We start from the raw sequence: 26,847 nt of genomic DNA, 5'->3' as shown, positions 1-26,847 counted from the left end.
CCTCCTTAACTCAATTGTTGTACATGTCTTGTTACTTTAGGCTGATAGCTTCGCAGTTTTTGCATCGCCGAGCCGTGGTGTTCCGGATATACTTCAATGATTTCATCAGGCTTTTTATCCGGTTCTTTCGCAGGTTTCATCATGACAAGCTGGTTCAGCGGCCCGCCGAGCAATCGTTCCAGCGCCGCCATTGCTTCGGGCGCCTCAATTGACCCTACGCCTGCCTGTTTCATTCTTTCTTGATATTCAGACGATGACACGATTCCGACACTGCCCCAATAGCTCCAATTCATTACGGCAGCCGTACACGGCCAGATTTGAGATAAATGAGCGGCAAAAGCGTCCTTAAAGCTGCATCCGGCGGCATAATTGCTTTGTCCGGCGGCCCTTGCGAACGATTGGACGGACGAGAAGAACAATGCAAAGTCCAAAGGCTCTTTTTGAAAAACGCGGGCCATATTCACGCTGACATCGACTTTTGCGGCAAGCACATTTTTGAAGCGGCTTTCCGGCATATTAGCCAGACTCTGATCCTCTAAGACGATCGCGGAATGAATGATTCCGTTAATCCGCGGGTGCATGCGTTTGATCATTTCATACGCGTATCGGAGCTCGTCCTGATTTGCCGCGTCGGCTTCGATATAAACAGGCGAAGGACCCATTTGCGCAAGCCTGTCGATTTTAGCTTGGATGGCGCTGTCATGTTTTCGTCTGCCGATCCAAATGACGCGGGCTTGATAGGTTGTAACGGCATATTCACTCCATGCTTCGCCGATGCCGCCGGCGCCGCCTATGACGACATATACGCCGCCTTTTTGGTATGCGGGCTGATCTGATACTGGCTGCTGCACCGGAATGAGCTGCTGTTTATACCAGCGCTTGTTCCGATATGCCCATGTATGTCCCTGCGGGTCAAACGGCACCGAAAACAGCTCAGCATCTGATACATCATCCGGATTACCGGCGTCGATCAGCCTTGTTTTCCAGTTTGGATATTCTTTTGCCAAGGAGCCGATCAAACCGTGAATGCCTGCATGAGCCGGATTGACGATATCACCCGGCAGAACGGATTGGGTCATCACCGTTACCGCGGTCAGGCTCACATGCTGACTGCCATATCCTAGAGCAAGCATCGCCTTTATCACTCTGTACATCTGAATGACGCCCTCGTTCTGAGCTTTCACCATATCCTCAGAGCCGCGGGAAGGGGCAATCCAGACGATATGCCCAAACGGTCCGGCCGCTTTCATTTCAGCCGTAACAGCCTCTATTTCGTCATCGTGGGCTATGCAGAGCCTTTTTGTAAACGGGTGCTGCTTTTGAAAAGCCGCACTCTCCTCGTCTCCCGCGATCAAGAGAACTTGTTCTTCGCGAAGTGACGGGCTTTTTTCACGAATGTCCGCATGATCCCATACAGGGGCCAGCAGGTTTGCTCCGTTTAATGATGTTTCCGGCGCCGTTTCTTCCATCATTCTTGAAGAAATTCCTTTAATTTTGACACAGACACGCCCGCTTTCGTCACATAAGTCAATATCAAGGCGCTGTATTTTTTCCTCCGCTCCCCGGGAGTTGACATATGCCCACATACGGGATGTGCACGGGCTGAAAATGTCAATCTCCTCAAGGGCGAACGGCAATGACAGCTGGTTGTCATCCGCGTGAAGTTTCAGACCGATAGTGGCTTGCAAAGCTGAATCAAGCATACACGGATGAAGTACATATTGATCTGCCGTTTCTTCAAGGATTGAAGGCAGCACAAGCTCAGCTAATGCTCGATCGCGCCCGATGTAAATCGTTTTGATTCCCTGTTGTCCGGGACCGTAATCAATCCCGATTTTGCTGAATAAGCCGTAACACTCTCCGGAACTCAGCATACTTTCTTCGCATTGAGCTTTCAGCGCGGTCAAATCACGGCGCGGAGCCTGTAAATCGCCGAGAATTCCGGCCGCCCCCTGACAGTGAATCTGCCGTCCGTTTGATTCTGTCTGTGATGCGGTATAAATGTCATAAGCGATCTCGCCGTTCTCCTTCGGAACAAGGCTGATCTCAGCTTCTACCGGCTGGCTGCCGGCTTCTATCGGCTGGACCCAAACAATATTTTTCAGCCGGATGACAGACGGATGTTCCTTTTGGCCTTTGACTGCCTGAATAACGGCGGCACGGGCCATTTCCAAATAAGCCACACCCGGCATGACCGGTTTGCCCTTAATCATGTGGTCGGTAAAAATCGTCTCTTGTCCCGTAAATACGGACCGGAAGCGCTGCTCTGTCAAATCTGAGATATTTTCATGCAGCAGCGGATGCAGCACCCGCGCCGCCGGAGAACCCGATGCCGGTTTCTGCGCTTTTGGCCGGCTGTCTGTGATCCAGTACCGCTCTTTTGCAAACGGATAGGTCGGCAGGCTGACTCGCTTAGGCTGCGTTTCATCGTATAGGCCATCCCAATTCATATCGATTCCTTGCACCCACAGTTCAGCAAGCTTGTCATTCTCGCGGCGTTTTTGCCACTCTTCGATATTCATTTGAATATTCCCGTTTGCCATCATTGCTTTCAATGCTGCTTTATCCATTTTTCCTTTATAGATACCAGAAATGTCATAGCGTCCTTTGGCACAGCTGCTCAGCTTGTCCCGCAGCTCATCAGCCGAGGAGGCGATAATGGCCGCTCTCTCTTCCATGGCATCACGGCCCGCTTGCAATGTATAGGCTATCGCCGAAAGTTCACCGTCTGTAAAGGAGGCATCCGCCAGCTGCTGCGCCTGTTCCTTCAAACGTTCTTCATCCTTTGCCGATAACACGAAAATATGAGGCTGTTGTTTTGGAGAAACAGCTTTCTCAGTCTGTCTCGGTATATATTCTTCAATGACAACGTGCGCGTTTACTCCGCCGATGCCGAATGAACTGATTCCCGCGCGGCGCGGCACTTCATTGCCGTTTTCGTCTTTCAACGCGTTCCATTCTCTCTTTTCCTGTACGATATAAAACGGGCTGTCCTTCAGCTTGATGTACGGGTTGATTACCTCGCTGTGAAGGCTTTTCGCAAGTGTTTTATGCTTCATCTGCATTAATACTTTGATAACACCCGCGACACCGGCAGCAAGCGACAGGTGGCCGATATTCGTTTTTGCCGATCCTAAACCGCAATGGCTTGTATGCACAACCGGATCGCCGGTTTTTTCATACAGCTTTTGGAAAGCGGCTTTCAGCCCGTTAATTTCTACAGGGTCGCCAAGCTCAGTCCCGGTTCCGTGGGCTTCAATATAGGTGACGGTTCTCGGATCGATGTCCGCTTTATCGTAAGCCGTTCTGACGACTTCGGCCTGCGCTTTCGGGTTAGGCGTAGTCAAGGAGTTCGCGCGTCCGCCGTGATTGACCGCGCTGCCTTTGATGACGCCGTAAATATGATCGCCCGCCTTTTCTGCTTCGGACAGTTTTTTCAAGAAAAGAATACCCGCGCCTTCACTGACGGCAAATCCGTCAGCTCGATCTGAGAACGTCTTGCATTTTCCTTCTTTGCTCAGCGCTCCGGCTTTGTCATAGGCGATATGGCCTTGCGGGGTGACGACAGTATTGACACCGCCCGCGATTGCCATATCGCAGTTTCCGTTTTCAATCGCGCACACGGCGTGATGAATGGCAACAAGCGAGCTTGAGCATGCCGTGTCAATCGGTTCACTCGGGCCGTGCAGATTCAGCATATAGCTGACACGGTTCGGTCCCGCTGACGGGCTCATATTAGCGGCAGACGCCCCGCCGATGTCCAGATCAGAAAATAACGAGCCGTAGCCTGTATTTCCCGTGCCGATGTAAAGACCCGTTTTGGTGCCGGAAAGGCTTTTTGCAGAGTATCCCGCATCTTCTATCGCTTTCCACGCGTACATCATTAACAGGCGCTGCTGGGGATCCATCTGCTCGGCTTCCAATGGAGAAATTCCGAAGAACAGCGGATCAAAATCCGCGACTCCGTCGATAAATCCGCCCCATTTTACATTTGTTTTATTCGCTTCATACAGCGGGTCGCCGTAATACTCACGCCAGTCCCAGCGATCAGCGGGGACCTCTGTAATGCAATCTGTTGCTTCCTTAAGATTTTTCCAGTATTCATCAATATCTTTCGCCTTCGGGAATACCCCGCTCATGCCTACGATGGCAACCGGCTCAGGAGTTTGTTTCATTTCTGTCTGAACAGGCTTTGTAACCGGTTTGACAAACCTTTTTTTGCCTGTCAGCCTGATGTCTGCGCCGTTTTTTGTGCGGATCTGTTTTTCTTCTTTTGGCTGCGTCCGGTCGGTAAATTGCGTTTTATATTCATTTGATAAATATGCCGCTAATGTTTGGATGGTGGCATATTCAAAAAATATCGTCGGCGTGAGTTCAAGTAGGTATGTTTCGTTCAGCTTGTTTGCAAATTCCGTCAATGTGATGGAATCGAATCCGTATTGGTTGAATTCCAGATCTGTATCTATCTCTTCAGGTTTTATTTTAAGAAGCTCGGAGACCTCGTCTGCCAGCATATCCTGAAGTTTTGCCGTCAAGCCCTTCGGAGCGGCAGTTTCCTCCGCACTTGCGGCCGGTGCAGCCGATGAAGGCGCTTTTTGGAGCAGCTTTTCCTGCATGACGCCGCGAATGCCTTCCATGACGAGTATGCTGGTTTTTCCCGTGCTCCACGCTTGGTAAAGCGCATTTATCCCGGTTTCTGTCCGCATCGGCGTCACACCGGTTCTTTTCATCGTGAGCTTCGCCGTTTCTTCATCTGCTTGCATACCGCCGTCTTTCCACAGCGGCCAATTGATCGACAGCGTGTGCCCGTGGCGGTACATCGCCGTGACAAGCCCGTTTCGGTATGCCGCATAGCTGTCCATAAATGCGTTTGCTGCCGCATAATCCGCCTGTCCCGGATTGCCGGTGACACCGGATATGGATGAAAAGACGATGAAAAAGTCTAATGCGAGATGAGTGCTTGCTTCATCCAGATTGACAAATCCGTCTGCCTTAGGCGCCAATACGCCGTGCAGCTCTTTTTTCGTTTTCTTTATGATATATTGGTCCTTCATCACACCCGCGCTGTGGATGATACCGTGAAGGTCTCCGTATTTGGTTTCGATGCTTTTTATGACGTCAGCCGCAGCTTGCGCTTCTGTCACATCGGTCTGTCTGTATTCCGCGTTTGCCCCCAGCATTTTGAGTGAGTCCAGCTGTTTTTGCTGATTCGCGCTTAATGCGGAACGGCCTGTCAGAATAAGTGTCGGCTGTTTCACTTTCGCGGCGATTTCCTTTGCGAAAATAAAGCCAAGTCCGCCGGCTCCTCCTGTGATGAGATAGATGCCTCCGTCTTTCCACGGGATGCGGATGTTTTTGTCAGGGATGGCCACTTCCTTGACGTCAGCGCTGTATCGTATACCGTTTTCATATTTCACGCGGCCGTCATCGGCATGATTTTTATTCTCTTTTATGATGTCAGCGATTTTGCCGCTTTCTGCCGCCTCCACTTCGATGAGCTGGCATTTTAGTTTTTTATTTTCCAAGCCGGCGGTTTTTAACAGGCTTGAAAGCCCTGAGAACAGCTGGTGTTTATCCGTTTTAGAAAGGACGGCTTGAATGAGCACGTCTCCTTCCGGTTTATCCGCTAGTACTTGCTGCAGCGTCTCCAATACCTGCTCGGCATAATCGCGGTAGCGTTCCGCCGCTCCCTTATGCGCGGAGGTCAGCTCAATGCATTCGGCGCCTGCAGCGCCAGCTTCGACAGTTTCTTTTGTTCCGGCGTTTGTTTCACAAAGCATCACGAGGTGCCGGGCAAAAACAGGCGCTGGCTGATCTGCTGCCTGGCTGTTTCGTGTCCATACAGGTTCAAACATCAGCGTTTCTAAAGTTTCCGCTTTTTTCTCCGGTTCTTTTTCAGCTGACCTGAAGGACAGTCCTTTCAACCGGACACAAACCGCTCCGTTTTCATCACAAATATCGATATCGCGTTTTTCTATCCGGTCTGCCGCTTTGTTATCTTCAGAAAGTCTGGCGTACACCCACATGTCAGCAGAGCACCTGCCGAAGACTTCAAGCTCCTGAACCGCAAATGGCAGCATCAGCTTTTGATCGTTTGTTCCGGTCAAGATGCTTGATGCCTGCAGCGCCGAGTCCATTAATCCCGGATGCATGGTGTAGTCCTCTAAAGCAGCTATACAAGCAGGGTGCAGCGACAGTTTGCCCAAGACAAAATTCTCACCTGTATAAATCGCTTCGACACCCCGGAAAGCCGGACCGTAATCAAAACCGATCATGCGGTACGTATCGTACACTTCGTCTACAGTGAACGGGCTTTCAACGCATTGGGCTTTCAGATGCTGCAAATCAAGCACGGGGGCTTGCGCTTCGGGATGGACAGACGCAGATCCTTGGCTGTAAACGACCGGTTCATCTGTCTCCGTATAGCTGTAAATGTCGTATTGAACGTCATCCGTATCGTCAGGAACGAGCCGGATGTTTACGTCTATCGGCTCATCATCAACTGTGATCGGACGCACCCAAACCGTATTTTTCAGCTTCACGCTTCCTTCTCCGGCTTGACATTCAGACGCTTCTTCCATTGCTGCCCGCGCCATTTCAAGGTGTGCGACTCCCGGTAAGATCGGCACGCCTTTCACTACATGATCCGCAAGGAAAAATTCTTCACCCGTATAAGTTGAGCTGAACCGCTGTTCTGTCAAATTCGATGTATTCCGGTGCAAAAGCGGATGTAACACTGCTCCGGCTCCTGTAAAAGCGGCGCCTTTGACTTCATTTTTCTGCGCGGTGCCGGAAACCCAATAACGGTCTTTTGCAAAAGGATATGTCGGCAGGCTGATGCGTTGAGGCGGATGGTCTCCGTACAGCTTCGCCCAATCGACGTCTAATCCTTTTACCCATAATTCAAGCAGTTTCGCATATTTCCCGCGCACCATCCATTTCTCCACGGCTTCTTGAATTTCTTCATCCGCGGTCAGCATTTGCAGCGTGCCTTTGTCGATCCTGCCTCTGTACACGTCAGCGCTCTTGTCTTCATTTACAAATTGGGACAGTTTTTCTTTCAATTCTTCAGCGGTGCCGGCAATGATCGCCAGGCGTTCTTCCATGGCGTCCCTTCCCGTTTGGAGGGTATAAGCCATAGAAATCAGACTGGACTGATCGTACCGCTTTTGCTCAATGGCATGTTTCAGCTGCCCGGCTTGTTCTTTCAAGCGTTTTTCATTCTTTGCCGACAGTACGAAAAGGCCCGGATGCCTGTGAGACTGATCTGTTTCCGCCCGATCAGACGAAATGTATTCTTCTATGATGACGTGGGCGTTGACGCCGCCGATTCCGAATGAGCTGATCCCCGCGCGGCGCGGCTGTTCTTGTCCTCGTTCATCTTTTGGCGCTTTCCACTCCATCGTTTCCCGCACAAGATAAAACGGGCTGTCCTCGAGCTGAATGTACGGATTCACCGTCTCGCAATAAAGGCTTTTCACCAATGTTTTATGCTTCATCTGCATTAAAATTTTAATGATGCCCGCCGCTCCGGCCGCAAGAGATAAATGACCGATATTTGTTTTGACCGAGCCTAAGCCGCAATATCCTGTCATTTTGTCTTTACCGTCATCAATTGAGCTGAAAGCCGCTTTCAAACCGTTAATTTCAACAGGGTCTCCAAGCTCTGTGCCGGTGCCGTGCGCCTCAATATACGTTACTGTTTTCGGGTCAATACCCGCTTTTTGGTATGCGGACTTTATGACTTCCGCCTGCTGTTTCGGGTTAGGCGTTGTTAAAGATGCCGCCCGGCCGCCGTGGTTCACGGCGCTTCCTTTGATTACACCGTAAATATGGTCTCCATCTTCTTCAGCCGATTTTAACTTTTTCAAGAAAAAGAGACCGGCTCCTTCGCCATGCGCAAAACCGTCGGCTTGATCTGAGAACGTTTTGCATCGTCCTTCTTTGCTCAGCGCGCCGGCTTTATCAAAGCTGATGTATACGTCAGGCAGAATAATCGTATTGATTCCCCCTGCCAACGCCATGTCGCACGTCCCTTCTTCAATGGAAGAGATGGCGTGATGAATGGCAACGAGCGAGCTTGAGCAAGCTGTATCAATCGGTTCGCTCGGGCCGTGCAGATTGAGCGTGTAGCTGACGCGATTCGGTCCGACTGACGGACTTGTATTCGCCGCGGATGAACCCTCTATCGCGGAATTCGCATTGGCCAGCAGTGAGCCGTAGCCTGTATTCCCAGTGCCGATAAATACGCCAGTTTTTGTGCCTGACAGACTCTTTGCTGCATACCCCGCATCCTCAATCGCCTTCCACGCGTACGTTAACAAAAGGCGCTGCTGAGGGTCCATTTGTTCCGCTTCCCGAGGAGAGATACCGAAAAATAACGGATCAAATTCAGCAATTCCGTCAATAAATCCGCCCCACTTGACGTTGGTTTTATTGGCTTCTTTTGCAGGATCTCCGTAATAGTCCCGCCAATCCCAGCGGTCTTTCGGAATTTCGGTCATGCAGTCTTTGCCCTCTTTAAGGTTTTGCCAGTAGGCGTCAATGTCTTCGGCCATCGGAAAAATACCGCTGATTCCTACGATGGCAATCGGCTCAGGATGCGTATCGCGGCTTGTTATCTCCGGTTTGGCAGCAGGCTGTGTTCGGCGCCGCTTTACAGCTGAACGCATGTTTTGAGCCTTTGTTGCCGGTTCTGCAGCTCGATTTGTTTTCGTGCTTACGGTAAACCGTTTAGCAAATTCCGCTTCGTATTCTTCGATTAAATGGACCGCAAATTCATGTATCGTCGGATGATCGAAGAAAATCGTCGGTGTCAGCTTAAGCTGGTAACTCCGGTTTAATTGGTTCGTAAATTCCGTCATCGAAATGGAATCGAGTCCGTATTTTGTCATTTCTTCATGAGGGTCAATACTGTCAATCTTTACTTTTAACAAAGCGGATGCCTGCTGTTTTAACAGATGTTTCACTTTTTCAAGCAGGCTGTCAGCGTCAATGTCATGCCGCTTTTCAGTCTCAGCTTTCGGCTTATCGTCCTGTTGGTGAAACAGCTTCGCTTTAATGTTTTCCACATCTCCTTCAAATACCGTCATCCGGGCCGCACCGCTTATCAATCCTTGGTATAAAGCGTCGATGCCTGCTTGTGTGCTGAGCGGCGCGATCCCCGCTTGCTGCATCAGCATGTCTTCTGTATGCTGATCCGTACGCATTCCGCCTTCTTTCCATAAAGGCCAGCTGACAGAAAGCGTCTTGCCGTATCTTTCGCCTGACTGTGTAAGAGATTCCCGGTACCCGGCATACGCATCCATAAAGACATTTGCAGACGCATAGTCGGCTTGGCCGATACTTCCCAGTACTCCTGACAAAGACGAAAAGACAATAAAGAAATCTAATGTCTCATTTTTGGAGGCTTCATCAAGATATACAAGCCCTTTCACTTTAGGAGCCAGCACTTCCTGGAATTCCTCGGCCGGCTTTTTCACCATGTAGTTATCCTTAATGATTCCGGCGCTGTGTATGATGCCGTCAAGCCTTCCGTGTTTCTGACGGATGCCGCGGATTAATTGGTATACCTCGGCTTCTTCAGTGATATCCGTTTGCTCGTAGCATACAGAAGCACCTGTGCTGCGCATGCTTTCCAATATGTTTTCCTTCTTTTCTCCAAGAGCGGAGCGTCCGGTTAAGATGATGACAGACTCTTCCGTACGTTTTGCTATCTCTTCTGCAAAAATCAGACCTAAGCCTCCGGCGCCGCCTGTGATGAGATAAACGCCTCTGTCTTTCCACGGAATGTCAGGCTCCTCTTGAGAAACATCCATTTCTTTCCAATCGGCAATATAACGCTTGCCGTTTTCGTATTTCACATGGGCGTTTTCGGGATGCAATTGATTTTCCGCTATTTTCTCCGCAATGCCTTCGGCGCTTTCTTTATCTTCTGCTTCTATCATTTGGCAGGTCAGTTTGGAATGCTCCAGGCTTGCTGTTTTGAAAAGACCGGTTATGCCTGAGAACAGCTGCTGCATGCCTGCGGACCGCGTGACAGCCTGAAGCAGAATACGCCCTTGCGGCTTGCTTTTGAGAACGGTTTTAATGTGTTCGAACAGCTTTACCGCATACGATTGGAAACGCGTTTCAGCAGAGCCCGGACGCGCATCCAATGTATAGACGCTTGCGTGTTCAAGCTTCGTTTCTATCGCTTTTTTGACGGCTTCATCGTATTCGCAAAGGAAAACGATATGCTGATCATACGAAGATGCTTCGCCGAAATCTTCGGCAGTTTGTTCAGTCCAGAACGGTTCGGCCAGCAAAGTCGCGGTACGGCTGGCAGGAAGGCTTGGATTCGTATCTTCTTCCATGATCCGCGTGGAAAACCCTCTCATGCGCACACATACCTCTCCGTCACTGTCGCATAAATCAATATCCGCTTTTTGAATAAGGTCGCCGGCTTTATTGTTCGCACTGAATGTGACGTGAACCCACATATCAGCAGCGCATGATTTCAGCACTTCAAGCTCCTCTAAAGCGAACGGCAATGCGGCTTTGAACGGTTCGCCGTTTTCTGTCTGCTTTGCTCTTGTCACATTCTGCAAATATTCGGCGGCCTGCAAGGCTCCGTCCATCATACTCGGGTGAAGGACATAATCGTCTTTTGTATGTGACACGGATTCAGGGAGCATCATTTTGGCAAGCAAGCGCCCGTCCCCTTGGTATACGAGCTTTACGCCCTTGTACCCCGGACCGTAATCAGCTCCGATCATCCCTCTGTAAAATGCTTCAGATTCCATTGTTCCCTCGGTGCATTGACGCTGAAGCTGAGCGAGATCCAATCTTTCCGCTTGGCCTTTTTGAATGAATTCCGCGATGCCTTGATGATAAAGAGGAGGCTCTTCCCCGGATGCTCCCGGTTCTCCATACATTCTGTAATGAATCTGCCCGTCCTCTTCTTCATAAAGTCCGATATGGACATGAACCGTCTGCTGATCGGCTATAATCGGGCGGACCCACACGACATGCTTTAAGCGCATAGATACAGATTCTTCTGCTATACCGCCGATGCCCTGTTCCGCTGCGGCTCTTGCCATCTCCAGCGTTACGGCAGCCGGCACGATCGCCATTCCTTTGATGATATGCTCAGCGATAAAATACTCTTTTCCCGTGAACACTGAGCTGAACCGCTGCTCCTGCAAAATGGATGTGTTTTGATGGACCAATGGATGCAAAAGCTTCGTTTTTTCAGCTTGTTTTGCGCCTTCTTCCGGCCAGTATCTTTCCTCCGCAAACGGATAGGTCGGCGCGCTGATTCTTCGCGGCATTGATTCGTTATACAGCAAGCGCCAATCCACACGCACGCCCTCAATCCATAACGCGGCGAATGCGTTCGACTTTTCTAATGGTGTTTCTAATGCAGACAGTTCTTCCATCTGCTGAGGCGATGCCTCTTTATTTCTTACTTTTTCGCCTTGTAAGACGTTGTCACTGCCATTGACAAATTGCTGCAGCAGACGTTTCAAATCATGGATATCGTTTGTGATAAAGGCAGCTCTGCTTTCCATTGCCTCACGTCCGGCCTGAAACGTATACGCTAAGTCCCGTAAGGAAGCATCGGTTTCGCCTTCATGCAGGAAGTCTAATAAAGCAGACGCGTATGCTGTAAGACGCGGCTTGCTTTTTGCCGATAGCGGGATGAGATAAGGCGCCTGATCATGACCTGATTCACCGGCCGTTTCTTTCCGGTATTGTTCAAAAATCGCGTGTGCGTTTGTTCCTCCTAGCCCAAATGAACTTAATGCAGCGCGATGCGGCGTCTCTTTCTCCGGCAGCGGTTTTCTTTCGTCCGCCACATAAAACGGCGAGCCGTCGAATTTGATATTCGGATTCGGTTTCGTGTAGTTAATGGTAGGCGCAATCTCCTGATGGTATAAACTCATGGCGACTTTGATGCATCCTGCCAAACCGGCAGCTGTATCCAAATGTCCGATATTCGTTTTTACAGAGCCGATACCGCAAAATTGCTCTTTGTCCGTATATTGTTTATAAACTTGCTGTAAAGCGGACATTTCAATCGGATCGCCTAATGTCGTGCCTGTTCCGTGTGCTTCTATATAGGAAACGGTCTCCGGATGAATGTTTGTGCTGTCTAAGACATTTTGGATCACCTCTGTTTGGCCTTTTACACTCGGTGCGTAAAAACCGACTTTATCCGCCCCGTCATTGTTGAGCCCGATGCCCCGAAGCATCGCGTAAATATGGTCTCCGTCGCTTACGGCTTGTGACGCTTTTTTCAGCAGGATAACGGCCGCTCCCTCTCCGCCGGCCATCCCGTCGGCAGAGGCGTCAAACGCTTTGACGTGCCCGTCGCTTGAAAAATTCAATCCGGTCTGATGCACATAGCCGATACTCGTGCCTGCATGCAGGGTTGCGCCGCCGACGAGCGCGTATTCTGATTCTCCGCTCGTTATGCTTTTATACGCTGAATAAAGACCCACTAAAGACGACGAGCAATTTGAATGGACGAAATAACTTGGCCCTTTTAATCCGAGCTTATGGGAAACCATCGTCGGAATTGTGCCGCTTTGGGCCAACACCCATGAGACATAGCCGTCAGGCGAGTCATGTCCTTCTGTCGTTTTCTCCGGTAAAAGCGATCTGTATGAGTTATTGCTTGCTGACATATAAACGCTTGTATTCGGAATTTCTTTGGCCACATATCCCGCGTCTTCTACCGCTTTCCAAGAATGAAGCAGCAAAAGCCGGAGCTGAGGGTCCATAAATTCAGCATCTTTAGGAGAGATGTGAAAGAAACCCGGATCAAACAGATCTTTTCCTTCTATTGTCGATAACGCCGGAACATAATCAGGGTTTCCGATCAGATCTTCCGGTACGCCGGCTTCACGAAGCTCTTCAGCCGAGAAGAATCGGACGCTTTCTTTTCCTTCTTTTAGCTGCTTCCAAAACTCATGATGATTTTTCGCGCCCGGGAATTGGCAGGAGATGCCTACGATCGCTACGCTGTCTTCAAAATACGGCGGCATCGCATTATGTGTCTCTTGTTCTCTTTCTCTCTCATACCCATCAGGCAAAGATGTTTCATCCGCCTGTTTCGTTTCGACGATAAATCGGCTGATTGCTTGAATGGTAGAGTGTTCAAACAAATCTGTGACGGTAAATTCGCATTCAAGCTCCTGTTTGATTCGTTCAGCCGCAGCCACTGCGAGGAGCGAGTCGCCCCCCACATCGAAAAATCCGTCCTCCGTTCGGATGCCTGCCGTATTCAGCAGCTCTTCCCATATACGGGTGACCTTCGCTTCCGCTTCTGATAACGGCATCCGGCTCACGGTTTCTGTGTGATGGACGATCGCCTTCCGCTGCTCAAGGTCCTTCCGGTTCACTTTTCCGCTGGGCGATAACGGCATTGCATCCAAGCGGATAAAATGCGCAGGAACCATATATTCCGGCAGGCTCGATAAGAGATGCTGACGCAGCGCTTTTGCATCCGCTGCATGATCGGTCCTCGCTGTATAATACGCTGTGAGTTTTTTATGTCCGTTCTGCTGCTGGACAACGACCGCCTGATCAAGAATGTCCGGGTGTTCACTGAGCTTTGTTTCAATCGCGCCCAGTTCAATGCGGAAGCCGCGGATTTTGACTTGGCTGTCAATACGGCCGGCATATTCAATATTTCCGTCCGGCAGCCATCTGGCTAAATCGCCTGTTTTATAAAGTTTTTCCCCTTCCTGGAACGGGTTGTCAAAAAACGATTTCGCCGTCAGCTCGGGCTGTTTATAATACCCTCTTGCCAAACCGGCGCCCGCAACGCAAAGCTCGCCGGCAACACCGTCGGGAACGGGGGTAAGCTTTTCGTCGACGATATAAATCCGGGTATTGTCAATCGGTTTGCCGATCGGCGTATTCCGGCTCGTGATATCCTCATGATTACAGCTGTAGTAAGCGGCGTAGATGGACGTTTCCGTCGGGCCGTATATGTTCTCGATTCTGGTATTTTTAAAGATTGAGACGGCTTTTTTGACAAGTTCTTTCGGAAAAGCCTCTCCCGCCACCATCACATATTTCACAGGGCCGTGCTCTGTAAATGACTTATACCGTTTTACCGTTTCCAGAAACACATTAAATACGGCAGGGGCGAAATTCAGATGCGTCACCTGATGCGTTTGAATATAATCCATGCAAAGCTGCGGATTTTTTTCTCCGTCCGGCGGCAAAATGACCAGGCGGCCGTTTCCGATAAACCAGCCGAATAATTCTGATATTGACACGTCAAATACATAATTCGTTTTTAACAAATAGGCGTCCTCTTGTCCGACCGGGTACTCGGTTTCCAGAAATTGCAGTGTATTCATGATGGCCCGGTGCTCTACCATGACGCCTTTCGGTTTCCCCGTACTGCCGGACGTGTAAAGGATATACGCAAGGTGATGCGGTTCTGTAAGGCGCTTCAGTTTCTTCCCTGCGAGAGAGCGGCGGCTGTCTTCAATCTGCACGGTGCTGACGCCGGCATTTAATTGATCGATCCTGCCCCGTGTTTTTGCTTGCGTTAATACGATTGAGACACCGCTGTCGGCCAATACGTGCGCTAATCGTTCATTCGGAAATGCCGGGTCCAGCGGCACATATGCCCCGCCTGCTTTTAAAATACCGAGTATCCCGATGACCATCTCAAATGAACGTTCCGTACAAATGCCGATCGGGCATTCGGGACTGACGCCCTTATCCTGAAGATACACGGCAAGTGCAGTGCTGCGTTCATCTAATTCGCGGTATGTAAGGCTTTGTTCGCCAAAGATCACAGCTCTTTTATCAGGATAACGCTCCGCTTTTTCTGTAAATACCTCATGGATGCAGCGCTCGTTTGACGTATCATATTTCTGTTGCACGCCTTGTTCTTTGTGCAGCAGGCCTGAGCATTCTTCAAACGTGACAGCCGGATCGGAAAGGACTTTTTCTGCCAGCTTCACGTAATGTTCTGCCATCCGCTCAATAGAAGAGACGCTGTATATATCCGGGTTGTACAGAAATTGCAGGACAGTTCCGTTTTCTTTTTTATAGACTTCAAGCGCGAGCTCAAATTCCCCTTCTTGATGAATCTCCTCTATCATTTCAATGCCGAGTGATTCATATTGTTCGATCAGCTTTTCGGCGCCTTCTGTCTGGAAGAAATTTTGATAGAAAAAGGCGGTTTGAAAAACAGGCGATGCAGCCGGTGAGCGCTCAGCCTTCAGTTCTTTAACGAGCGCCGGAAACGGATAGGCGGCATGGTCTAAGCCTTCTGCAAGCGTCAGCTGCAGCCCCTTCATAAATGCCGCAAAGGATGTATTGCCTGTTTTCCTGCTTCTGACCGCGATCATGTTGATGAAGTATCCGATCACAGATTCAAATTGATCCTCAGTCCGCCCCATCGTCGGCATGCCCACAATCACGTCATTCTGATTCGTATATTGATAGAGCAAACCTTTAAAAATAGCGAGAAACACAACGGATTCATTTACATTATGAGTGCGTGCGGCAGCTTTTATTTGCTGAATCAGTTCATCAGGAAGCAAGCGCTGATACGCCTGCCCCCTGCAAGTTTGAACCGCGGATCTCGGATAATCGGCCGGAAGCTCAAGAACCGGCAGCGGTCCGTTAAGCTGCTGTTTCCAATAAGAGAGATGCGTCTTCCCGGCGTCACTCTTTAACAGCTCCTGCTCCCATCGAACAAAATCATGATAATCTGCCCCTGACGGCAGTACGTTCGGCTCTTTGCCTTCGCTCAATTTCACATACGCGTCTAATAATGCCGACATAAACGTCATAAGTGACACGCCGTCAAAAATGATATGGTGTATGGTAATCAAAACGATTGATTCCTGCTTCGCCCGCTGGAACACATGAACGCGCAATAACGGCCCGGTGTCAAGCGCAAACGGTTCTTTTGCTTTTTCTTTTATGAACGGCACGATCTCACGCTCGCTGAGTTCTGAAATATCCATTTCCTCTGCCGTCAAGAGTGTGCCGGGCTGCTCGGTCTGATAAGGAAGGCCGTTCTCCTCTTTTATCAGACTGGTTAAAATGGGATGCTGACGCTGTACAAACAAAAGGGCGTTTTTGAATGTCTCTATATCCAGCTTTTGAAAACGAAAGCATAACGGGATGTTATAAGCGCTCATTTCGGGAAACATCTTTTGAAGCATCCACAAACCTTTTTGGCCTTCTGAAAGCGGACGTTTTGCAGATGTCCGCTTGAAGGCATGAAGCTGCTGTTCTACCTCGGCGATGGTGAGAATTCCTGATCTGTAGGCATCGAGAAGTTCTTTATGATTCATACGTTTTACTCCCTTCTATGATGTCTTGCACTCTTTCAAAATCTAATGTTCCTTCTGAGACCTGTTTCATCATGGCGATGATCTCCTGATCCGTGTACGGCTCCTTGTTTTCAGGCGAAGCGGTTTCTGAATCGGGCTGAACCGGCGCCTCTTTTGTCCGGTAAAACCTCTCGATTGCCTCTTTATGTTCTGTCAGATAGTATTTCATGAGTTCCTCAAGTGTTGCATAGCTGTAAAATAACGCCGGTGTCACTTCAATGCTGTAATGTTTCGATAAAAGAGCAGCGAATTTCGCTAAATAGATGGAATCAAATCCGAATTCCGCCCAATTTTTATGCAGGACGAGCTTGTCCTTCGATATTTTTATCAGGCTGTGAATCAGCTCTTTCATATCCGTCTCAAGGCGTTCCTCCACGCTTTCCGCCTGGATTGATGCTATTGTTTCAGACGGAGCAGGCAGTTCTTCCGAAGCTTGCTGCCGGATTCCTAAAAAGCGCTCAGCGCGGCTTCTTTTTCCGGCAATGATAAGATACTGCGCGTTTTCCTGAGAAATAATACGCTCGAATAAGTCAATGCCTTCTTCTGTTTCTAACAGGCGCTGGCCGCTTGATTTCAAGTACATACCCGTCGTCTCTTCATCGCCGACACCCATTCCGCCGTTTTTCCATACCGGCCAGTTGATCACAAAGGCTTTGCCATTGTCTGACTGTTCGTTTTTATATTGGGCGTAGGCCATTTGGAATCTGTTTGCCGCCGCATAATCACAGCAGCCAAAGTCTCCTAAGACAGCCGAGGTGGAAGAGAAGTAGCAAATGAAGTCTGGCGTTTCATCTTTCAGCCACTCGTCAAGAAGCAGGCTTCCCTTCACTTTCGGCTCGATCGTATGCCGGAAATCCTCGATTTCTTTCTCAAAAATAGACGTTTTGCTTTCGATGCCGGCCGCATGAATGACGCCGTGGATTGCCCCGAACCGTTCTTTGGCGCGCTTAACGCAGTCGCCCATGCCGATCGGATCGCAGACATCTGCTTCAGCATAAATGACGCCCGCTCCAAGCTCCATGAGCTCTTTCATTTTTTCTTTCTTTTTCTCGTCGATCGGCGATCTGCCGGTGAGAACGACATTGGCCTGATAATTCCGGGCCAGATGACGGGCAAATAAGTAACCGAGGCCTCCTAGTCCTCCTGTAATGAGATATGTTCCGCCGGTTCTGATCCTGTTGTTCCCCGGCGATAACTGAGCCCGTTCCGTGTGATACACATAGCGTTTTCCCTTTTCGCAGAAAGCGGTATGTTCTGTTTCACCCTTCAGCTCAGCCCATATTTTTTCCATCCAGTCTGCCATCGTTCCGCCGGCTTTTTGGAAAAGGCCGGTGATGTTTGTTTTCGGAAGGACGATGCCGAGTGACCGCTCAAAGCCGATCCACGACTCCAGATAGCACCTTTCAAGACCCGTTTCAAAGGCCCCCGCCAATAACAGCCGTTCAGGCTGGAGCTTGGCCCTCGCCATTGCCTTTAATATATTCACGATACATGAATAATCCTCTATGCAGCTTTTGTCTTCCAGCGCCCATAAATATAAAACGGCAGAGGCTTCGCCATGCTCTTTTTGAATTTGCGTAAAGGCTTTTTCATAGGAATGCGGATCTTTCCGCACCACTTGATAGCTGCCGGAAGGAAAAGCTTCGTAACGGTCGCCCTGTGCTATAAAAATGATTTTTGTTTCACTGTCAAATGACCGGACTGCCGAGACGGCCGCCTGCTGCTTCTGCGGGTCAGAAAGGAAAGAAATCAGCGTGTTGATTTTCTTTTCTCCCGCTTGCGGCACGGCCTGTTCTTTCAGCACTTCCCGAAAGGCCATTACCTCAAAGTGCTCCGCTGTGTTTTTCTCAGCAGATCGTTTGCTCACCGGAACAGCTTTTGTTTCTGCAGGCTGCTGATGCCAAAAGCGTTCTTTTGCAAACGGATAAGCTGGGAGACTGATGCGGGCCGGCGGAATGTCACCGTACAGTTTCGCCCAGTTAACATCCACCCCTTTTACCCAAAGCTCAAGCAGTTTTGAATACTTGCCTTTCCGTATCCAAGCATCAATGATGGCTCCCATATCTTCATCAGCCGCAAATACGCTGAGCATCCGCTTGTTTTCTTCCGTCCCGTCCCGGTACACCGCGGCGGTCTCTTCTCCAGTGATAAACGCATTCAGTTTTTCCTCAAGTTCTTTAAGCGAATAAACAATAATACCGAGACGCTCCTCCATCGGTATACGGCCCGTTTGAAGAGTGTAGGCCATATTGATGAGATCTGAGTCGCTGTACCTTTTGTTACGGATAGCGGCTGTGAGCTGTTTTGCTTTCTCGTTGAGCCGTTCGCTGTTTTTCGCAGACAGCACGATTAATGCGGGCGGATAAGCCGGCAGATGAACGGGCTCCTTGTCAGCAATATATTCTTCTATGACTAGATGGGCATTGGCTCCCCCCGCGCCGAAGCTGCTTAATCCTGCCCGTCTCGGACATTCTTTGCCGTCGATGACAGGGCGTTTCCACTCACCGAGCTCCTGCTGGACGATAAACGGCGTATATGCGAAATCAATATTAGGGTTCAGCTGTTCCGCGTGCAATGACGGAGCAATCTTGCGGTCTTTCAGCTGGAATAATATTTTTGTCAGTCCGGCAATCCCTGCCGCGCTTTCGCAATGGCCGATATTTGATTTGGCGGAGCCGATCGCGCAAAACTGTCTGTCTGTTGTTTCCTCTTCAAATGCTTTTGTTAATCCGGCAATTTCAATCGGATCGCCTAATGCCGTTCCCGTGCCGTGAGCTTCAATATAGCTGACGGTCCGCGCCGGGACATTCGCCCTTTGAAGGGCTTCTTTGATTAATGCTGCTTGCGCATTCGGATTCGGAACCGTGTAGCCGTTCGTTTTGCCGCCGCTGTTGAGCGTGCTGCCTATAATGACGCCGTAAATATGGTCGTTGTCGGAAATGGCTTTGTCTAACGGTTTTAAAACGACGGCGCCTACACCCTCTCCGTCTACAAACCCGTCTGCGCGGTCTCCGAATGATTTGCATGTGTCGCTTGCAGAAAGCATGTTCATGACTGATAGATTCATATAGTGAATCGGATCTGTGACAATATTTACGCCTCCCGCGACGGCACATTCGCTTGATCCGCTGTATATGCTTTCAAGCGCCAGATGAATGGCCGTCAGAGAAGAAGAACAGGCTGTGTCCACGGCAATGCTCGGGCCTTGGAAGTCAAAAAGATATGATACTCTGTTGGCAATGGACCAATACCCATAGCCGGTCGGATAGTTTTTGTTCATCGCTCCGGCAAACACGCCGATTTTTCTGCTTTGACACAGGTTCTCAGGCGTGTAGCCCGCGTCTTCGATACTGGCGTAAGCCGTCTCTAAAAATAAACGCTCTTGCGGGTCCATCCGCTCTGCTTCTAAAGGAGAAATCTGAAAGAAGAGCGGATCAAATTTGTCCATATCCTCTATAAAGCCGCCCCATTTCGTGTAAATAGAGCCTTCTTTCCCTTTTTCTTCATCGTAATAATCCTGCCAGTTCCAGCGGTCCTTCGGAATTTCTTCGATGCAGTTTTTTCCCTTTTTAATATTGTCCCAAAGAGCAGCCGCCGTTTTTGCTTGCGGGTATCTGCCTGAAACACCGATGATGGCTACGTCACGGACCGGACTATGCGGCGCCGGTTCTGCCGTGACCCGTTTTTCCCTCCGGTAACGGCGGGACGTCTGGAGAGGCATCACAGGTTTTGCCGCCTGCGGTTTTGAAGCCGTCTCCGGTTCTTCTTGAACAGGCGCTGCTCCCGTCAGTTTGATCATCGCGTCTCTTTTTGTTTTGATTAAGTGTTCGACAAGAGCATCGATCGTCTGATATTCAAAAAATAAGGTGCTGCTGACTTGGTCTAAAACATTTCGCAACGTATTTGTCAGCTGTACGACGACGATGGAATCGATCCCGTATTTCTCAAGCGGCGCTTTGGAATCGATTTGGCTTGGCGGAATTTTTAACGTTTCTCCTATTAACGTCTTCATATACTCCGTGCTTTTTTCCTTTAAGGAGGCGTCACTTTTTCGAACGGCCGTTTCCTGTTCAGCATACGGAGCGGGCTGGGCTTTCGGCGCTGCATCCCGTTTTTCGGCTGCAGCCTGCAAAGCCTGACGGACGATACCGTTGCTGTTTGCCGCGACAATCTGATGACTCAAATCATGTGCCGCTTCAGCAGGGAAATAGACCGCGCGATAGCCTTCGCTTTCTAACACTTGCTTCCAGCTTTCAGGATACAGTCCCGGACACCCCGGAATGCGCAGCTTTGTATCTTCATGAAGCCACCAGCCTTCAAGCAGCCCGAAGGTAATATGCGGAAAGAGGCTGTTTCCCGCCATTTCATTTAAAAGCAGCAAACCGTTATGCTTCAGAACCGCTTTTGCATTTCTCAGCGTTTGGCGGATGTCTTTCGTCGCATGAAGCACATTTGCGGCGACGACAATGTCGTATGCGCCGGGATCTACGTCCTGCTGCGAAAGCGGCGCTTCTGCATTAAAGATTTTATAAGTCAGATAAGGGTTCTTTTCGCCATATTCGGTTTCAGCATGGACGAGAAAAGCTTTTGATAAATCGGTATAGCAGTATTCTTTTATATTGTTTTGATACGGCTTCAGCTTTTCAAAGATTCCCGCGCTTGTGCCGCCTGTGCCCGCCCCGATTTCCAGTATGCGGATGGCGGCTTCAGAATCTTGGCTGATCCGTTCTTTCACATAGGCTGTTAATGTGTCAGAAAGCACGTTGTTAAAGTAATCCGCGACTTGATTATGTTTATATATCCCTTCAACGAGTTCCATGGAGGAGTGAGGGAACATAATATCCGTCGCCGGCACGTTTTCCCGCAAGATATCCGGAAGTGCTTTGAGCATCGTTTCAGCTAAAACGGCCATCGCTTTCGTATCGGTGTTATTCAGCCACTCTGCTTTTCTCCGCTCCCATTCCTGCCATAACGAGGCGCTTGTGCTTTTTGCCCGGGCAGACAGTGTAAATGAATCCATATCCCCGTCCAGATAACGGTGATCCAGCAGAAACGCAACACTTTGTTTGAGCCATTTTTTAAAATAAACATGCTCAGGTTCATATGCTTTCATGCTCTTCGGCGTTAACAAGCCTGCTTCTTTAAGCTGGGCGATCAGCAGCTGGTAAAGAAAATCATCCAGCTCCTCGTGTTCAGCGCCTCTTAACGTTTCCGCATCAGGCGGATGCACACCCAGCTGCGCTGCAGCGGTGAGAGGCTGAGGCGTATAAACGGACATTTGTTCTTTTTCACTCATGCCTTCTACAGCGACGGGTTTTGTCGTATGAATGAAAGCCGCTTGATGCAGAGGCATGGTCAGGAGCGCTTCTAACGCCTCCATCGCGGCATCCGGTTCAATCAGCCCCAATCCGATTTGATCCATGAGCTGAACAAAATTGCCGTCTTCTGCCGCTTCGCTGTTCCCCCAATATCCCCAATTCATCACTTTCACCGGGCAATTGCAATTCAATCCAAGCTCCTTGGCAAATGCATCACTAAAGGCGCAGCCTGAAGCGTAGTGGCTTTGTTTCACGTTATGGATAAATGCCACAAGCGAGGAGAAAAAGAGCACAAAATCAAGCGGCTCTTGCTCAAACACTTTTGCCATAGACACGCTTACGTCGGCTTTTGCTTTCAGCACCGACCTGAATTCGTCTAACTCCATATTGTTCAGGCTTTGTTCAGACAGGTCCATTGCCGAATGAATGATACCGTTAATATGTGGGCAGCGCTCTTTTATGCGGTTATAAGCCTGCTGTAAAGAGGCACTGTCGGCGGCATCGGCTGAAACATACTCAGGAGCCGGGCCGTATGCGGCAAGCCTGTCCAGCTTTGCCTGTATCGACTCATTGATCCGGCTTCTTCCGATCCAAATGACGCGAGCCTGGTACCGGCGGATCATATACTCACTCCATGCCTCGCCGAGATAACCGGCGCCTCCGATGACGACATATACGCCGCCTGTTTTATATAACGAGCCGTTTTTCGGAACGTTTGCGAGCGGAATCAATTGCCGCTCGAACAGCTGCTGATGGCGGTACGCCCAAATTTGCCCGTTTTTCTCAGCAGGCAGGGAAATGACATCGCTGATCGGCCAGATGCCGTCTTTCTCCGTATCAATCACGCGGATATTCCAATGCGGATATTCTTTCGCCATCGTTCCCGCAAGGCCGCAAATGGCGGCTTGGGATGGATTTGCGCCGTCATGTTCGCAAAACGGCTGGGATTCCTCCGTGACAAAGAACCAGTTTAGGTTTTTCTCCCCGTATCCCAATGTAAGCAAGGCTTTCATCAGCTTAAATATATGAAAAACGTTGCGTTCCTGCTCTTTGAGACTGTCCGCTGAATCGGCCTGCGGAGCGACCCAGATGATCTGTTCCCATTCTGATGCTTCGAGCATTTTCGTCATGGAGGTGATATCATCCGTGCTTCTGATAGGCAAAAACGCTGCGTTTGGCAGATGCCGTTTGATATGCGTGCGCTGGGATTCGGTTCCTCCAAATACTGCAGCTTGTCCTCTGAGCGTTTTGGCTTCGCCGAATCGTTCAGCAATCGGCTCCCAAGCGGAAATCATCATCGTATGGCCGACGGGCGGCTGACCGGTTTGGGTGTTGTCAAGCGCCCGGACAGACGCGCCTTTCATCCTTACATAAACCGTACCGGTATCATCACAAATATCGATGTCAAATTTTCTTACTTTGTCATCTGCTTTGCTGCCTTCACTGTAGCGGATATATGACCATACATCTTCCGGACACTCACCGAGCACTTCCACCTCCTGCAACGCGAACGGCAAAGAGAGCTGATGGCTTTTAGCATTGTCATGAATCGAGCGGACAAGCAAGCCGATGGAGGCGTGAAAAGCCGCATCCATTATGCTCGGATGAAGCGTATATTGCTGTTTGCTCGCTTGTACGGCAGACGGAAGCGAGATGTTGGCGAGCAATCGGTCTTCTCCGATCAGCAATTTCTGAACGCCCCGATAAGCTGCTCCGTAATCAAGCCCAATCTTGTGAAATGCATCATAGCACTCATCTGCCGTTACCGTCTCCAAACCGCATTGCGCCTGTAAAGACGCGATATCTAACTGTACTTCTTCGGCGACTGTAATGACGGCTTCGCCTTGGCTGTGAATGACGGGGTCTTCACCTCTTCCTTCCGCTTCACTGTATATTTCATAGGTAATCTCTCCGTTATCCTCAGGATAAAGGGCAATATGTATTTTCTTCGGTTCGTTTTCAATGATAATCGGACGGACCCAGACAACATTTTTGAGTGAGATGCATTGATATTTTTCCTTCGCGCCCGCCGCTTTTTTCACAGCCTCTCCGGCCATTTCCAAATAGGCGACACCCGGCAATATCTTTTTGCCGTCTACGACATGGTCAGAAAGGAAAAACTCATCTCCCGTAAAAACAGAAGTGAAACGCTGCTGTGAAAAATCTGATGTATTCTGCTGTAAAAGCGGGTGTAACACAATGCCTGACGGACTTTTTTCTTGCTGCTTTTGCTGCGGAATCCAATAGCGCTCTTTTGCAAACGGGTAAGTTGGAACGCTGATTTTCAGCGGCTTATGTTTGCCGTACCGCTTGCTCCAATCCACATGTTTCCCTTCCGCCCATGACTCGGCAAGCAGTCTCACATTATCCGTTTCAGGAGCGGGGGCGCTTGCGGAAAGCTCCGGCATTTCGGCTTGTCCGCGCCAGCAGTCTGGAATGTTTTCTTTTCCGTTTGCGAAATCGTTCAGCTTTTGCTTTAGATCATCAATGTCTTTTACGAAAAAGACAACTCGTTCCTCCATTGCTTCACGGCCTGTTTGGAGCGTATAGGCAATTTCAGAAATTGACGCTTTTTCAGGCAGTGACCGGGCAAGCTTTTTCGCATACGCTGAAAGCCTGTCTTTATTTCTCGCTGAAAGCGGAATAATCTTGCATACTTCGTTTTCTAATACGGCGCCTTGATGTGCAGGCGGAATGTATTCTTCTAAGATGATATGCGCATTTGAGCCAGATGCTCCGAAGGAACTGAGTCCGGCACGGCGCGGGTAATAAGTCACTTTTCCGTTCTCTTCAGCTTTCGGCTTTTTCCACGGAGCTGTTTCTTGCTGCACGTAAAAAGGTGATTGATCAAGCTTTACATACGGATTTAATTCCGCGGAGTGCAAGGACTTCACAAGCGTTTTATGATGAAGCTGCAGCACCGCTTTCGTTAATCCGCTGATGCCGGCCGCAGACTCGGCATGGCCGATATTTGATTTCACTGAACCGATTGAGCAAAATTGCTTATCCTGCGTCCCTCGGCTGAATGCTTTTGCCAGTCCTTCAATTTCAATCGGATCGCCTAACGAAGTTCCCGTTCCATGGGCTTCCACATAGCTGACGGTCCGAGGGCTGACACCCGCTTTTTTCAGCCCTGCCTCAATGACATCTGCCTGTGCCGCAGGGCTCGGGACGGTAATTCCGCTTACTTTTCCTACATGGTTAACGGCGCTTCCTTTAATCACGGCATAAATCCGGTCGCCGTCTTGTTCGGCTTTCTGTAAAGGCTTCAGTAATACCGCACCGACACCCTCTCCGGAAACGTAGCCGTCCCCTCCTTCGCCAAACGTGCGGCACCGCCCGTCACTTGAGTGCATGCCCACGCTTCCGTAGCTGATATATTTCGCCGGATGCAAAGACAGGTTTACGCCACCTGCTAACGCTGCTTCACATTCCCCGCTGCGGATGCTTTCAACAGCCAAGTGAACGGCTGTCAATGACGAGGAGCATACCGTATCAACCGCGATGCTCGGCCCGTGGAAATCACAGTAATAGGACACCCTGTTGGCGATTTGTGCATAATTAAGCGAGACGGGAAACGGGTTTGCTTCCGATAATTGCTCTGCGCCGATCAATGAGTAATCCTTATGCATCACACCCGCAAATACGCCGACCGGGTGTTTTTTCCTTTCGTTCCCGCCCAGCGTCTTAGGCGTATAACCCGCGTCTTCAATCGTTTCCCAGCACGTTTCTAAAAACAGGCGTTCTTGCGGGTCCATCGTTTCTGCTTCACGCGGCGATATTCTGAAAAACTGCGGATCGAAGCAGTCGGCATCCTCGATAAAACCGCCCCATTTTGACACTGTTTTTCCTGACGGAGACGTTACGTCTGCATATGTCCGCCAATCCCAGCGGGACTTCGGAACTTCAGTGATGCAATCAATTCCTGCCTTTAGGTTTTCCCAAAACTCGTCCACATTTTTCGCTTTCGGATAACGGCCGGCCATTCCGATAATCGCGATGTCTCCGGCTTTTTCATAATCTGCCGGTTCGGCTTCAAAAGAAGGCTTACACTGGGCAATCTCCGCCCCTTCAAATGAAACCGTTTCTTTCAGATAGGCTGCCAGTTCTTTTATGTTTGTGTATTCAAAGAGAAGCGTAGGCGCAAGGGCTGCGCCCGTCTTCATGCTGATGTCCTGAACAATTTCAAGCAAGGAGGAAGAATCCAGACCAAGCTCGTAGTAGCCGGCAAGGATATCCAGCTTTTCTGCGGGCCGGTCCAGTTTTTCGGCCAAGAGCTTGCGCAGGAAAAGGATGATTTCTTTCTCGTCCGCGCTTTCCGGCTCACTTGTTTTCTCCTTTGGCTGTCCCGCTTGTTCTGTGTGCACGGCTTTTTTGTCACGCACTGCTTTTCCTGCAAAATTTTTGAGCTCGGCCACCTTTTGTCCGGATTTGTTAAAGTACTCAATTGTCATATATGTGAGTTCTTTTTCTTGGCGGACGGCCGAAGACCGGATAAGCGCCGCGCACTCTGTTTGCAGAGTGTCCGCGGCCGTAAACGATTCATAGTATAAGGGCAGGTGGAGCCGGTTAGTTTCAGCGAGCAAACCGCTTGCCCCTATGCCGCTTGCATCCAGCAGAGCCGGGTGGAACAAAAAAGCGTCCTTTCCGTCTTCAGCTGACAGATCAATCAGCACGCTGTTGTCCGTTTCATACAGCCGCCCGCTTGATTTCATCATGCCGGAATGCGCCAAGTCATGGCCCAGACAGCGATCGTACATATCATTCAGATCAGAGGAGCGCGCTGATTGTTTCCAAACGTTGAAGTCAATGGTTTCATCAAACGTGATTGCAGCTCTTTTATGCATTTCGGCCGTCGCATATAGGATTGGCTCTGACAGCTCATCCCCTGCCTGTTTCTGCCCTGAAAGGGAGATGGACCACTTTCCATCTCCGCTTTCTGAACATTGAATGGTCAGAATGATTTTATCCGTTTCACTGACGGTTAAAGGCTGATAAATCGTCACGTGTTTCAGTTCGAGTTCATTATACGTGCATCCGTGCTCTTGAAATACTTGATACATCAAATCGATATAAGCAAGGCCGGGTAATAACGCTTCACCAAAAACCTTATGGCCTCTCATGATAGGGTGATCTAATGAGATATTGATTTTCTCCGTTATCATTTCTTC

Annotated in this window: 2 protein-coding genes; both read right to left on the bottom strand. The window is 49.7% G+C overall.

The window, feature by feature from the left end; genetic code table 11:
- Positions 1-5: 5 nt before the first annotated feature.
- A complete protein-coding gene (locus tag AXI59_RS16820; RefSeq protein ID WP_061528777.1) occupies positions 6-16,319 on the bottom strand; it encodes a non-ribosomal peptide synthetase in 16,314 nt (5,437 codons plus the stop codon).
- Positions 16,309-26,841, bottom strand: coding sequence for an SDR family NAD(P)-dependent oxidoreductase (locus tag AXI59_RS16815; protein ID WP_061528776.1), 10,533 nt, complete (start codon positions 26,839-26,841; stop codon positions 16,309-16,311). Before AXI59_RS16815 ends, AXI59_RS16820 begins: the two co-directional genes overlap by 11 nt.
- Between the last annotated feature and the right edge of the window lie 6 nt (positions 26,842-26,847).

The organism is Bacillus nakamurai (genome assembly GCF_001584325.1).
Classification (GTDB): domain Bacteria; phylum Bacillota; class Bacilli; order Bacillales; family Bacillaceae; genus Bacillus; species Bacillus nakamurai.
Note: the sequence above shows the minus strand (reverse complement) of the source record. Positions and strands in the feature narration are given on the sequence as shown.